Here is a 13138-nt window from a genome sequence, read left to right on the forward strand (position 1 = left end):
CCCGCCCACCCTGATCGACCGGTCGGTGGTGGCCCGCCCCGTCCCGGCAACCGCCGCACCGGCCCGACGCCGGTCGCGTCGGCCCCTCGCCGTGCTCGTCGCGGCCGTGCTCGCCGTGCTGATCGGCGTCGGCGTCCTGTTCGTGGAGAATCCGCTCGGCAACCCGGGCGCACCCGACCCGGCCGAGATCGCCGACGCGCCATCGACGTCCGCCCCGGCCCCCGCACCCACGACGCACTCGCCGACGCCGGCCGCACCGTCCCCAACACGTCCCACCGCCAGCACCGCGCCCCCGACCGTCGGGCAGCAGCTACCGGTCAGCTTCCGGGTGGTGAGCAGCGAGTTCGCGGCCGTCCTCGCCACCGCGGTCGCCCGCGGCGACGTCGAGCGAGAGACCGCCGAAGATCTGCGTGACGACCTCGCCGACCTCAACCGCCGCAGCAGGGACCGCGCCAAGCGCGTCGGCGACCTACGGGACCACATCGCCGAGCTGGTGCGGCGGGACCGCCTACCAGCGCAGACGGGCGCGAAACTGGACGCTCTGCTCACCCAGGCCGGCAGCTCTTCTACCAGCCGTACGGACGACTGATACCTCCGTCGATACCGCTGGCATGATGTCCCGATGCGGACACGTCTGATCTTCGTGCGACACGGCGAGTCGGTCCACCAGTTGGAGGGAATCGTCGGTGGGCCACGTGGCTGTCGGGGCCTCACCGCCCTCGGCCACGAGCAGGCACACGACCTGGCAAACCGGCTCACCAGTGATGTCGCCGCCGACGGGCCGGTGGCGGTCTACTCGTCCGTGCTGCGCAGGGCCGTCGAGACCGCCCAACCGATCGGGGCGGCGTTCGGCGTCCGGCCGGTGGCCGACTGTGGTCTCTGCACCTGGCACACGCCCCCGTACGCCGACGGCCTGCCGACCGCCCGCTTCCGCACCGAACACGCGGTGCCGGGTGGCGGCGTGTTCCGACCGTTCGAGGAGGGCAACGAGAGCTGGGCCGAACTGGTGGTCCGCGTCAGCCGCGCGATCATGGAGATCGCCCACCGGCACCGGGGCTCCACAGTGGTCCTGGTCGGCCACAGCGAAACCGTCGAGGGCGCGTTCCACGCGCTCGCCGCGCAGCCGGTCTTCCGGGCGTTCGACCTGGACGTGCCGCCGGCTTCGATCACCGAGTGGACCACCGACCACGACCCCGGCGGTTGGCCTCCGGCCCGCTGGACGCTGCGTCGCTTCGCCGACACCGGGGGGTGGGCTAGAGCGTGATCCAGTACCGCCGGGCCAGGCCGAGCTCGGTGTCGCGGATGTCCTCAAGGACGCCGCCGAGGCGTTCGATCGTCTTCGCCGACGCGGTGTTGTCCGCCTCGCAGGCGAGCAGCACCCGATCCAACCCGAGCGCTCGGGCCTCGCCGAGCATCCGGTCCAGTGCCCAGGTCGCCAGCCCGCGGCGGCGGGCGGACGGGCGGATGCCGTATCCGATGTGGCCGCCAACCCGCAACAGGTAGTCGTCGAGTTCGTGTCGCAGCGCGATTCCGCCGAGTACCCGGTCGTCCTCGACGATCCATCGGTACGTGCACCGCACCCGAGTATGCCCCAGCGGCCCGTCTGCACCCGACCGGTCGGCCAGCCGGCTAACCCAGGCCGCGAACCCGTCCGGCGAGCGCACCTCATCGGTCGACTGCAGACCGAAACCGTCCTCGTGGCGCCCGGGACCCCACTCGTCGTGCGCCTCCAGCCAGGAGGAGTGCAGACGGACGGTGGGTGCGACCAGCTTGGGCATGCGGCGACGCTATTCGGCGGCCAGGATCTGCTCGCGCAGGATCTCCGCGTGCCCGCAGTGCTGGGCAAGCTCGCGCAGCACGTGCAGGTAGACCCAGCGCAGCGGCAGCGGGCCGCGCCGGTTGCCACGAAGCAGGTCGTCGAGGCCCAGGGTGGACGCGGCGCGGCGGGAGGCTTCGCAGGCTTCCCGGTGCGCGCGCTGGATGGTGGCGATCGTGTCGCCGTCGTCGAGGATGAACGACTCGTCCGGCGTCGCCGGGATGCCGATCTCGGCGCGGGACCGACACGTGACGGCCTCGTCGAACCAGACCTTCTCCACGAACGTGGCGTGCTTCACCAGACCCAGCAGCGTGGTCCGGGACGGCACCAACGACCGGCGTGCCTGCTCCTCGGTCAGCCCGTCCAGGTGCTCGTTGAGCGCTCTGCGGTGTTCGTCGATGAACGCCTCGAACTGCGCGTGGGCTGGCTGGCCGACGACGTCATCGGCGAAGGTCCCCGGAAAGGAGGTCATTCCCGAAGCATTTCAAGGTCATCGCCGGCGCGCAAACAGCACACTCAGCCAAAGGAGAGGAGAGCGCCGCGCTCGTCGAAGCGGGCGGTGCCCGCCCAGGCGATCTCCCAGCGGTTGCCCTCCGGGTCGGCGATGTAGCCGGAGCGCCCACCCCAGGACCGGTCGGTCGGCTCCGCCACCACCGTCGCGCCCGCCGCGACGGCCGCTTCGAATGCCGTGTCGACCTCGTCCCGGCTGTCGACGTTGCAGGCCAGGGTGACTCCGGACCAACCACCGGCCGGCGGGGGGACGCCCGGCGCCGCCTCCGCGGCCAACTCCGGCAGCGGGTAGAGCGCCAACAGCACACCACCGAGCAGGAAGGCCGACCAGCCGTCGTCACTTGCCGGCAGCTCGGGCCACCCCAACGACCGGTAGAACGACCGCAGCGCGGCGATATCGCGTGTTCCCAGGGTGATCACGGACAGCCGAGAGGGGACAATGCTCATCGGCTGACCGTAACCCGATCGCCGTCAGCCACTCGGCCAGGACGGACCACAGTGGCGTACGCGCCGACACACGGCTGGGTACCCATTCCGGGTAGCGGTTCGATCCGATTGAGCTGGGCGGGCACCCGCAGCGCCCCGGTCTCGCGGGGCAGCGGACCGTGCGCGAGCGTGTCCAGACACCCGACCGGCCCGCCGCCTCGGTGTAGCCACCGCCGGTCGACCCGGCGAAGCTGGCCACCGCCACCCAGACCCGGTGGGCGGTGGCGATCCGGTGCGCCCGCCGGTCCGTCACGGTGGTGTCGCGGGCCGATTCCAGGACGCCCGCCGCGTACACGTCGATCCCGAGCGCGGCGGTCTGCTCCGCGTGCGCGGCCACGCCGGTGTCCTTGCAGATCGCCAACCCCACCCGCCAACCGTCCACATCGAGCACGACCGGCGCGTCGCCGGGTCGGAACCGGCGGGCCTCCGCGTCCCCCAGCCACATCTTCCGGTACGCCACAGTCGCACCGCCGCCGGTCACCGCCAGCATCCCGATGTGGTCGCCCGCGACCGGCGCACCGACCAGGGCCAGCGCGTTCGCCTCGGCGCACGCCTCGACCAGCGGCGCCAACCGCGGGTCGTCGACAGACACGACCGGCGCGTCCAACTCGTACCCGGTCAGCGACAGCTCCGGAAAGACCACCACCCGGGCGCGCGCCGCGCGGACCGCGGCGGCGTGCGCCCGCGCGTTCTCCGCGACATCAAGGGGTACGCACGGTGGCTGCGCCACCGCGAGCCGCAACGGGGTGCGGTTTTCCGCACCCCCGCCGGTGTGGTCGGCCCGCGCGGTCGGGTGGTCGGCCTCATGGTCGACTCTCAGGATGACTTCGTAACGTGGGCGCATGATTCGAACGTCCCACGCCGTGTTCGCCACCGGAACCCCCTCCGCCGCAGCGGAACCACCGCAGGACGGGATGGTCGGCTACGTCACTGACCTGGTGGAACGACTCGGCGGACCGGGTGCCGGCCTGGCGGTGGCGTTGGAGAACCTCTTCCCGCCGATCCCCAGCGAGGTGATCCTGCCGCTGGCCGGGTTCGTCGCCGCGCAGGGACGGATGAGTCTGGTCGGTGCGATCTTCTGGACCACGCTGGGCTCGGTGCTGGGCGCGCTCGCGCTCTACCTGATCGGCGCGGCGCTGGGGCGCGACCGGATGCGCGCCATCGTGGCCCGACTCCCACTGGTGAAGCTCAGCGACGTGGACCGGACCGAGGCGTGGTTCCTGCGGCACGGTGTGAAGGCCGTCTTCTTCGGTCGGATGATCCCGATCTTCCGGAGCCTGATCTCGATTCCAGCCGGCGTGGAGCGGATGCCGGTGGCCACGTTCCTGCTCTACACCACGCTGGGCAGCCTGATCTGGAACACCACGTTCGTGCTCGCCGGCTATCTGCTCGGCGACAACTGGCACCTCGTCGAGGGCTACGTCGGCACACTCCAGAAGGTGGTGATCGTGGTCTGCGTGGCGGCGGTCGCCTGGTTCGTCGGGTCCCGGGTGCTGAAAGCCCGCCGCGCCGCGCGGAACCCCGAGCCGACCGAACCCGAGCAGAGCGTGCTGAACGGGATGCCCGACCCGGCTGGTCGCGGCACCCTCTACCGAAGCGGATCGTGGGCCTCGGACGAGCGCTAGCCAGCCCTCTTCTTCAACGTCACCCCACGCGCTACCCCGGGGTCGCCTGCGGGCGGGTCAGTTGACGCAGAGCAAGGGGGAACAGGCATGGTGTGCAAGGCGGGCGAGGTGATGGCGGAACGGCGAACCGGCAGGTGGTGGCTTCGGCTCCGGCTGCCGCTCGGCGTCGCCGTCGGCATCGCGACGGCCGCCGTCGAACTCGCCTTCCTCGCCGTCGCGGCCGCCGCATCCAGCGTCCGCGCGGTTGCGCCTGCCGCCGGCCGTCGCGTCGCTGACCGGACCGACAGGTACGGGGCAGGGCTGGTGCGGATGGAACATCGCCGCCTCGCCGGGCTGCTCGCCGCAGAGGATCTGCCCGCGCCGACCACCGTGGCGACCCGGCGGCAGCTCGGCTACCTGGCCGCCCGGCTGCTACCCGGCACGCTCGGCCTGCTGGCGTACGCCGTGCTCGGTGTCGGCGTGGTGCTGGCCGGGATCGTGCTGCGCGCGGCGGTGCGCGGAGAGCTGACAGTTCTCGACGCCCTGTCCCAGATCGCCGTCGGGGCGGTGCTGCTACTGCTCAACGTTCAGGCCGTTGCCAGCATCGCCGCGCTGGACATCCGGCTGGCGCGACGACTCCTCGGCCCGGGAAGTCGGGCGGAGCTGACGCGGCGCGTCCACGAGCTGACCGCCAGTCGAGCCGGGGTCATCGCCGCCGTCGACGCCGAACGGCAACGCATCGAACGCGATCTGCATGACGGCCTCCAACAGCGGCTGGTCGCCCTCGGCATGCTGCTCGGCAGGGCCCGGCGCGCCCGCGACACCGACCGCACACACGCACTGCTCGCGCAGGCACACGAGGATGTGCAGCGGGCCATCGAGGAGTTACGCGAGGTGGCGTGGCGGGTCTACCCGTCAGCGCTGGACGACAGCGATCTGGGCGAGGTCCTGGCCATCGTCGCCCGTGCATCCGAGGTGCCGGTGCGGATCCGCTGCGAGCTGCCCGTCCGCCCCGAGCGGCAGGTCGAGACGGTGCTGTACTTCGTGGCCTGCGAGGCGCTCACCAACGCCGCCAAACACGCCGCCGCTACCCTGGTCACTGTCGAAATCGGAGTACGGGATGGGTGGATCCGGATGCGCGTACACGACGACGGCGTCGGCGGGGCCGACCCGACCGGACGCGGGTTGTCCGGGCTTGCGCGACGGGTCGCCGCGCTGGACGGCCGGCTGCTGGTGAACAGCCCGGCCGGCGGTCCGACGACAGTGCTGGCGCAGCTTCCGTGCGACTAGTCCTCGCCGAAGACTCCACGCTGCTCCGGGAGGGCCTGACGCGGCTGCTCGACGACGAGGACCACCAGGTACTCGCGGCGGTCGGGACCGCCGACCAGCTTGTCGAGGCGGTCGGGCGATCCCGTCCCGACGTTGTCGTCACCGATGTCCGGATGCCACCCACACACACCGATGACGGCCTGCGGGCCGCCCTGGAGATCCGTCGTCGCTGGCCCGACACCGGCGTGCTCGTGCTCTCCCAGTACGTGGAGCGGCGTTACGCCGGGCGGCTGCTCGCGGACCGCCCCGAGGGGGTCGGCTACCTGCTCAAGGACCGGGTCGCCCAGGTCGACGACTTCCTCGACGCACTCGACCGGGTCGCCGCCGGAGGCACCGCCCTCGACCCGGAGGTGGTCCGTCAGGTGGTGGCCGGCTCGGACCGGCCCGACCCGTTCGGTCGGCTCACACCGCGGGAACGGGACGTGTTGCACGAGATGGCCCAGGGGCACACGAACCTCGCCATCGCCCAGCGGCTGCATGTTTCGCAGAGTGCGGTCGAGAAGCATGTCAACGCCATCTTCGACAAACTTGACCTCGCTCACACGACCGGCTACAGCCGGAGAATCCTGGCCATCCTGCGCTACCTGGACACCTGACACGCCTAGCGACCAGAGGCCGGTTCCGTGCGGCGGGTTCCGTGCGGCCGGTTCCGTGCGGTTGGTCCCGCGTGGTTGGTCGCGCGGGCGGGGCCGGGGCCGGCATGATCGACTCGGGTTTCAGGAAGTCGCGGTGTCCGGGCGTCCGGGACACCCCGACTTCCGTGAACCCGAGTGGATCATGGGGGTATGGGGCATTCGAGGCGCCGCAGGCCCGGCGCTGGTGGGTGGTTTGTCCGTTCGTGGGGGTTGTGGGTGGTGACCGGTCGCACCCGTGGGCCGGAATCATGGCCGGGCCGGGGTCGTTACATACCCTGACGATCGCAGCACCACCGACCCGCCGCCCGGCCCTGCGGGGCTGGTAGCGCAGGTGGGAATGCCAGCCTCCACCCGGTCGTTACAGTCCCCACGAACGACCACCGGGCACCGCCACGATGCGAGTGCCAACGGATGGGCCAACCCCGGAATGACCCCGGCCCCCGGTCGTTACACACGGACCCGGCGCCACGAGCCCCCCGCCCGTAGGCCGCCGACCCCGACGCCCGGTAGGCGTCACCCCCCAAAGACTTTTTGTGCAGCGCCGGACGAGGTGCTCACACCCTGCCGCCGCCCCCCTTTGGCGGTTGGGGTGTCCTACCCCCGAAGGAGCTACCCCTCATGAACACGATCTTCCGTAAGAGCATGCTGTCCGTTGCCGGTCTCGCGTTCGCCGGCGGTGTCTTCGCCGGCCCGATCGCCGCCCACGCCAACCCCGTGGACGCCAAGCCCGCCGCCGTGGCCGTCCAGGCGTCGAAGCCGCAGGGCGACCAGTCCCGGATCAGCCTGAACGACGAGCAGACCGCCAACGTCAAGGCGATCATCGCCGCGACGAAGAAGGCGGGTCTGCCCGAGCGGGCCGCGGTCATCTCCATCGCCACGAGCCTGCAGGAGTCGAAGTTGGAGAACCTGGGTCACCTCGGCGACATCAACGACCACGACTCGCTGGGCCTGTTCCAGCAGCGCCCGTCCAGCGGTTGGGGTACGCCGGAGCAGATCACCGACCCCGCCTACTCGACGACCGCGTTCCTGAAGGGCCTCAAGCAGGTCGACGGTTGGCAGGACATGCCGCTGACCGACGCCGCGCAGACCGTCCAGGTCTCCGCCTACCCGGACGCGTACGCCCAGTGGGAGCAGCAGGCCACCGACCTCGTCACCCAGCACTGGAACAGCTGACCCGCACCACCACGCACGCAGCACCACCGCACGGCAACACCACAGCAGGACACCTGCCGCTGGCCGGCACCCGCAACCCCGGGGTGCCGGCCAGCGGCATCTCCGTCTCCGCGCGGCGGGCACACAATCGCTGGTCGCTGGTCGCTGGTCGCTGGTCGCTGGTCGCGGATGCCGCGCCGCCGGAAGCGGATGCCGCGGTCCAGTCGATGGCTGCCAGCAGATCTTGGACACTTTCCGTTCCGCGCGAACGGAAAGTGTCCAAGATCTCCCGAGGGTGCGAGGGCGCGGCCGGCAGTGGGGAAGCGCGGCGAGGCTGGTCCGGGAACAACGTCGGGCCAGGGCTGGTTGTGGACAGTGTCGGTGTGACTCAGTGTCCCCGGGCCTCACCTAATATCGCCCTCGCGGAATACCGTTCGGCTGGAGCCGCGTCGTGCCACTCGCCGAGAGGCGACCTGCACACCGACACCAGCGTCGCCCCCGGCCCACAAGGCCGGGGGCGGCGCTGTCTGTGCTCATCCGTCGGTGGACAGCGGCACAATGTTCGGGTGACTGATGCGCAGCCCTGGTCCGAGCAGTCGGGCGTACTCGTACTGCCCAGTGGGGCGAGGGTGCGCGGACGCCGCGTCGCTGCCGCGACCTCGCCGGCCGACTTCGCCGTGCTGCTGGCACCTGGTCCGGAGCCGACGTGGCCGCACCGTCGGATCCGGTGGCCCGACTTCTGGGTGCCGCTCGACCGAGCCGAAGCCCTCGACGCCCTGCGGGAGGCGCTGCGGCGGGCGCACGACGGTGAACGCGTCGAGGTGGCTTGTCGCGGTGGGGTGGGGCGCACCGGAACGGCCTTGGCCGCGCTGGCGATCCTTGACGGTCTGCCGGTCGAGCGGGCGGTGCCGTGGGTTCGGGCCGGCTACCACCCGAAGGCGGTGGAAACCCCCTGGCAGCGGCGCTGGCTGCGTCGCGTCAGCTGACCGCCGCCGGAACCGCCGGACCGCCGCCGCTCGGGCCGGCCGGCCGTGGCATCGCGCCCCGTGCTCCGGCCGGGCCGGGGTGGCGGTGTCAGCCGTGGCCGACGACGCGGCCCCGGGGGTGGCGGTCAGCCGTGGCCGATCACCGCCGGGTCGTTGACGTAATCGCGGAGGTGCTTGGCGGTGAGGGTGTCGCCGGTGGCGACCAGCTCGGCCGGTGTGCCGGTGAAGACGATGTGGCCGCCGTCGTGGCCGGCGCCGGGGCCGAGGTCGATGAGCCAGTCGGCGTGTGCCATGACCGCCTGGTGGTGCTCGATGACGATCACCGTGTTTCCTGCGTCGACCATGCGGTCGAGCAGGGCCAGTAGTTGGTCCACGTCGGCCAGGTGCAGGCCCGTGGTCGGCTCGTCCAGCACGTACGTGGTGGTCTTCTCGGCCAGGTGAATGGCGAGCTTGAGTCGTTGCCGTTCCCCGCCGGACAGGGTGGTCAGTGGCTGGCCGAGGCTGAGGTAGCCCAGCCCGACGTCGACCAGCCGACCGAGGATGAGGTGCGGGAAGAACGCGTACGCCTCGGTGACGGACATGCTGAGGACCTGGTGGATGTTCTTGCCGCGCAGCGTGTACGTGAGCACCTCGTCGGTGAAGCGTCGTCCCTCGCACCGTTCGCAGACGCTGGCGACGCCGGCCATCATCGCCAGGTCGGTGTAGATGAGCCCGATTCCCTTGCAGGTCGGGCAGGCGCCCTCGGAGTTGGCGCTGAACAGCGCGGCCTTGACCCCGTTGGCCTTGGCGAAGGCGGTGCGGATCGGGTCGAGCAGTCCGCTGTAGGTGGCCGGGTTGCTGCGTCGTGAGCCGCGGATCGGGGACTGGTCGACGATGACGACCCCGGACCGGCCGCGCAGCGACCCGTGGATCAGTGAGCTCTTGCCGGAGCCGGCCACGCCGGTGACCACGGTGAGGACCCCGAGTGGGATGTCGACGTCCACGTCTTGCAGGTTGTGCAGGTCGGCTTGGCGGATGGCGAGTTGCCCGGTGGGTTGGCGTACGGCGTCGCGCACTGTCACCCGGTGGTCCAGGTGCCGACCGGTGAGCGTGTCGGAGCGACGCAGGCCGGGGACGTCGCCGGTGAAGCAGATCCGACCGCCGTCGCCGCCGGCGCCCGGCCCGAGGTCGATCACGTGGTCGGCGATGGCGATGGTCTCCGGTTTGTGTTCCACCACCAGCACGGTGTTGCCCTTGTCGCGTAGCCGCAGCAGCAGGTCGTTCATCCGGGCGATGTCGTGCGGGTGCAGGCCGACTGTGGGTTCGTCGAAGACGTACGTGACGTCGGAGAGGCTGGAGCCGAGGTGCCGGACCATCTTCACCCGTTGCGCCTCACCGCCGGAGAGGGTCGCCGACTCACGGTCCAGGCTGAGGTAGCCGAGACCGATCTCGACCAGGGAGTCGAGCAGGTCGCGGAGGTTGGCGACGAGTGGCGCGGCCCCCGGGTCGTCGACGGTGCGGACGAACGCGGCCAGGTCGCTGATCTGCATGGCCGAGCAGTCGGCGATGGTGTGCCCGGCGATCCGCGACGACCGGGCCGCCGCGTTGAGTCGGGTGCCGCCGCAGTCGCCGCAGTTGGTGAAGGTGACCGCACGGTCGACGAAGGCGCGGATGTGCGGTTGCATCGACTCGCGGTCCTTGCTCAGGAGGAGCCGCTTGACCTTGACCGCCAGACCCTCGTAGGTCCAGTTGTTGCTGCCGACCTTGATCTTGGTGGCCGGCTTGTGCAGGAAGTCGTCCCACTGTTGCGGGGTGAAGTCCTGGAGTTTGACGTCCGGGTCGAACAGGCCGGAGCCGACGATGGTCTGCCAGTACCAGGAGTCGACAGCGAAGTTGGGCGCGGTGATCGCGCCGTCGTTGAGGGAGCGCTCGACGTCGACCAACTCGTTGATGTGGAGGTCGGAGACTCGGCCGAGTCCTTCGCAGGTGGGGCACATGCCCTCGGGCAGGTTGAAGCTGAACGCTCCGGCGCCGCCGATGGACGGCTGGCCGAGGCGGCTGTAGAGGATCCGCAGCATGGCGTACGCGTCGGTGGCGGTGCCGACGGTGGAGCGGGAGTTGACGCCCATCCGTTCCTGGTCGACGACGATGGCGGCGCTGAGGTTGCGGAGCGAGTCGACGTCCGGCCGGTTGAGGTTCGGCATGAACGACTGGAGGAACGCGCTGTAGGTCTCGTTGATCATGCGCTGGGACTCGGCGGCGATGGTGCCGAAGACCAGTGACGACTTGCCCGACCCGGAGACACCTGTGAAGACGGTCAGCCGGCGTTTGGGGATGTCGACCGAGACGCTGGCGAGGTTGTTCTCCCGCGCTCCGCGTACCTCGATCATGTCGTGGCTGTCGGCGGCGGACCATGCTGGCTGCGACATGCGAACCCTTCACGGAGTTGTGGCGGGACTTTGGCCCCGCCGGGCACTGGCGGGTTCCATTGTCTCATTCATCCCCATGTAGATACTTCTGGCGAACTCCGAGCGCACACGAAAGCACTGCGCCCCGTAAAGTCTCAAATCACGTCGTAAGCGGTACGGTGGCTCGCGTGGACGTCGCCTCGAAGGATCGGCTGCGCGCCGTGGACCTGGCGGCCACCGTCGGGATCTCGGTGCAGCAGGTGCGCAACTACGTCGAGTTGGGGGTGCTGCCGCCGGTGCGCCGCACCGCGAGCGGCTACCGGATCTTCACCACCGAGCACGCACGGGCGCTGACCGTGGCGCGGCGGTTGGCCGAGGGGCACGGCTGGAGCCGTACCCGGGAGATCCTGGCGGCGGTGCACGGGGGTGACCTGCCGGCGGCCCTGGCGGCGCTCGACGGCGGCCACGCCGAGCTGGACCGGGAGCGCGCCGAGATCCGCCGAGTGCTCGGCGCGTTCGAGACCGTGCTGGCCGGTCCACCGGCGGCCCGACCCGCACCACGCCACGGCGCCCGCATCGGCGAGGTCGCCGCCCTGGTCGGGGTCCGGACCTCGCAGCTGCGTCTGTGGGAGGAGCGCGAGCTGCTGCGGCCGGGCCGCACCCCGGGCACCAACTACCGGGTGTACGACGAGGCGGAGCTGCGCGCGGCGCAGGTCATCGCGTTGCTGCGCCGAGGCGCGTACCCGTTCGAGATCATCGCGGCGGTGCTGGGCGAACTGCGGACCACCGGCAGCGCTCAGCGGGTCCGCGCCGAACTGGGCCGCCGCGAGCAGGAGCTGCACAGCCGTAGCCTGCGTCGACTGCGGGGCAGCGCCGCCCTGCACGACTACCTGCGCGGTCGCGGCGACGTGGGTTGACCGCCATCCCGTCCCGTCGGGCGATCGTCCTGACTAGGGTCGGGCACATGAGAGCTGCGCTGCTGGCGGCCACGACGTCCGCCGTCCTGCTCGCTCCCGTGCCGGTGGGTGCGGCGGGAGCGTCCGCCGCGCCGACGGTGCGCTGCCCCCGGGTCCCGGCGTCGGCGGCGTCCCGCCCGCCCCGGCCGTCGCCCCCGCCCGCCGTCCCCGCGCAACGGGTGGTCGGCGGCTCGGCGCTCGACACGGCCGGCCTGGTCGTGCCGGCGGGCGCCACCGCGCCGCCGCGGGTCACCGCCACGTCGTGGCTGGTCGCCGACCTGGACAGCGGCCAGGTGCTCGGCGGCTGCGGCCCCCACGAGTACGGCACGCCGGCGAGCGTGCAGAAGCTCCTGTTGGCGGCCACGATGCTGCCCAGGCTCGACCCGAAGCAGATGGTCACCGTCACCGACGCGGACATGAACATCGAACCCGGCTCCTCGGCCGTGGGCCTGGTCGCGGGCGGCCGGTACACCATCGAGACCATCTGGCTCGGGTTGCTGCTCAACTCCGGCAACGAGGCCGCCAACGCGCTGGCCCGGCTCGGCAGCGGGACGGACAGCGCCGCCGGCGTACGCGCCATGAACGAGCGGGCGCACCACCTCGGCGCGCTCCAGACGCACGCGGTCACCCCGTCCGGGCTGGACGGCAAGGGCCAGTTCACCAGCGCGTACGACCTGGCGCTGATCGCGCGGGCCTGCTTCGCCGAGCCGACCTTCCGCCGGTACGCGCTGACCGAGCAGACGTCGATTCCGGCCCAGCCGGCGCAACGCACCAAGGGCTTCGAGATCCAGAACGAGAACCAGCTCATCTACCGGTACCCGGGGGCGCTCGGCGGCAAGACCGGCTTCACCGACCTGGCCCGGCACACCTACGTGGGGGCGGCGGAACGCGGCGGGCGGCGGCTGGTGGTGACAGTGCTGGGCGCCGAATCGGCACCGGTACGCGGCTGGGAGCAGGGCGCAGCCCTCCTGGACTGGGGCTTCACGCTGCCCCGGGACGCCGCGGTGGGCCGGCTGGTCGAGCCCGGCGAGCTGACCGCCACCCCGTCGGCGGCACCGTCCGCGCTGGCGGCACCCGGCGCGCCCCGGCCGGCGGCGGCCAGCGGACCCGCGCGTACCGGCTCGGGGTGGCTCTGGTCGGTGATCGTGGTCAGCGGCGCGACGGTGCTGGCGTTGTGGGGCGGCCTGCTGTGGCGGCGCCGCCGTCGGATGCCCTGACGGATCGACATCGGGCGCTGCCCTCCATAGACTCCGGTCTTTCTGGCACCACCAGTCCAG

12 protein-coding genes and 2 pseudogenes are annotated in these 13138 nt (G+C 71.5%); 9 read left to right on the forward strand and 5 right to left on the reverse strand.

Annotated features, from left to right (window positions below):
- Together KBX71_RS30765 and KBX71_RS30770 are read left to right on the forward strand one after the other, a co-directional pair.
- Nucleotides 1-589, forward strand: a pseudogene (locus KBX71_RS30765) (serine/threonine protein kinase); the annotation flags it as partial.
- 33 nt (nucleotides 590-622) lie between these two features.
- The gene (locus KBX71_RS30770; RefSeq protein ID WP_210821249.1) at nucleotides 623-1264 is read left to right on the forward strand and encodes a histidine phosphatase family protein; all 642 of its coding nucleotides are present in this window, start codon (nucleotides 623-625) and stop codon (nucleotides 1262-1264) included.
- Here the strand turns inward: KBX71_RS30770 and KBX71_RS30775 are convergent.
- From KBX71_RS30775 to KBX71_RS30790, 4 genes and pseudogenes are all read right to left on the reverse strand, one after another.
- Nucleotides 1254-1778 (reverse strand): GNAT family N-acetyltransferase, encoded by a 525-nt coding sequence (locus KBX71_RS30775; RefSeq protein ID WP_210821250.1) that lies wholly within the window; start codon nucleotides 1776-1778, stop codon nucleotides 1254-1256. The genes KBX71_RS30770 and KBX71_RS30775 overlap by 11 nt on opposite strands.
- Nucleotides 1779-1787: 9 nt before the next feature.
- Nucleotides 1788-2288: a DinB family protein gene (locus KBX71_RS30780; protein WP_210821251.1), complete on the reverse strand. Its 501-nt coding sequence runs from the start codon at nucleotides 2286-2288 to the stop codon at nucleotides 1788-1790.
- A gap of 44 nt (nucleotides 2289-2332) precedes the next feature.
- Nucleotides 2333-2692, reverse strand: a complete 360-nt coding sequence (locus KBX71_RS30785) for a VOC family protein (protein ID WP_247684394.1) — start codon at nucleotides 2690-2692, stop codon at nucleotides 2333-2335.
- A 250-nt stretch (nucleotides 2693-2942) separates the two neighbouring features.
- A pseudogene (locus KBX71_RS30790) lies at nucleotides 2943-3554 on the reverse strand (nitrilase-related carbon-nitrogen hydrolase); the annotation flags it as partial.
- A 100-nt stretch (nucleotides 3555-3654) separates the two neighbouring features.
- On the opposite strand from KBX71_RS30790, the gene KBX71_RS30795 reads away from it, so the two are divergent.
- The 5 genes from KBX71_RS30795 to KBX71_RS30815 all read left to right on the forward strand — a co-directional run bounded on the left by KBX71_RS30795 (nucleotide 3655) and on the right by KBX71_RS30815 (nucleotide 8518).
- Nucleotides 3655-4437 carry a DedA family protein gene (locus tag KBX71_RS30795; protein WP_210821253.1) on the forward strand — a complete coding sequence of 261 codons (783 nt, stop codon included), beginning with the start codon at nucleotides 3655-3657 and terminating at the stop codon, nucleotides 4435-4437.
- 87 nt (nucleotides 4438-4524) lie between these two features.
- A complete protein-coding gene (locus KBX71_RS30800) occupies nucleotides 4525-5706 on the forward strand; it encodes a sensor histidine kinase (protein ID WP_247684395.1) in 1182 nt (393 codons plus the stop codon).
- Nucleotides 5697-6341: a response regulator transcription factor gene (locus tag KBX71_RS30805; RefSeq protein WP_210821254.1), complete on the forward strand. Its 645-nt coding sequence runs from the start codon at nucleotides 5697-5699 to the stop codon at nucleotides 6339-6341. The genes KBX71_RS30800 and KBX71_RS30805 overlap by 10 nt, the downstream gene beginning before the upstream one ends.
- A gap of 657 nt (nucleotides 6342-6998) precedes the next feature.
- Nucleotides 6999-7553 carry a hypothetical protein gene (locus tag KBX71_RS30810; protein WP_210821255.1) on the forward strand — a complete coding sequence of 185 codons (555 nt, stop codon included), beginning with the start codon at nucleotides 6999-7001 and terminating at the stop codon, nucleotides 7551-7553.
- A 545-nt stretch (nucleotides 7554-8098) separates the two neighbouring features.
- Nucleotides 8099-8518, forward strand: a complete 420-nt coding sequence (locus KBX71_RS30815; protein ID WP_210821256.1) for a protein-tyrosine phosphatase family protein — start codon at nucleotides 8099-8101, stop codon at nucleotides 8516-8518.
- Between the two features lie 125 nt (nucleotides 8519-8643).
- Here KBX71_RS30815 and KBX71_RS30820 read toward each other — a convergent pair whose 3' ends face one another.
- Nucleotides 8644-10926: an excinuclease ABC subunit UvrA gene (locus KBX71_RS30820; RefSeq protein ID WP_210821257.1), complete on the reverse strand. Its 2283-nt coding sequence runs from the start codon at nucleotides 10924-10926 to the stop codon at nucleotides 8644-8646.
- Between the two features lie 167 nt (nucleotides 10927-11093).
- On the opposite strand from KBX71_RS30820, the gene KBX71_RS30825 reads away from it, so the two are divergent.
- Together KBX71_RS30825 and KBX71_RS30830 are read left to right on the forward strand one after the other, a co-directional pair.
- A complete protein-coding gene (locus KBX71_RS30825; protein WP_210821258.1) occupies nucleotides 11094-11822 on the forward strand; it encodes a MerR family transcriptional regulator in 729 nt (242 codons plus the stop codon).
- A gap of 47 nt (nucleotides 11823-11869) precedes the next feature.
- A complete protein-coding gene (locus KBX71_RS30830; protein ID WP_210821259.1) occupies nucleotides 11870-13078 on the forward strand; it encodes a D-alanyl-D-alanine carboxypeptidase family protein in 1209 nt (402 codons plus the stop codon).
- The last annotated feature ends 60 nt before the right edge of the window (nucleotides 13079-13138 follow it).

The organism is Micromonospora sp. D93 (assembly GCF_018070365.1).
Classification (GTDB): domain Bacteria; phylum Actinomycetota; class Actinomycetes; order Mycobacteriales; family Micromonosporaceae; genus Micromonospora; species Micromonospora ureilytica.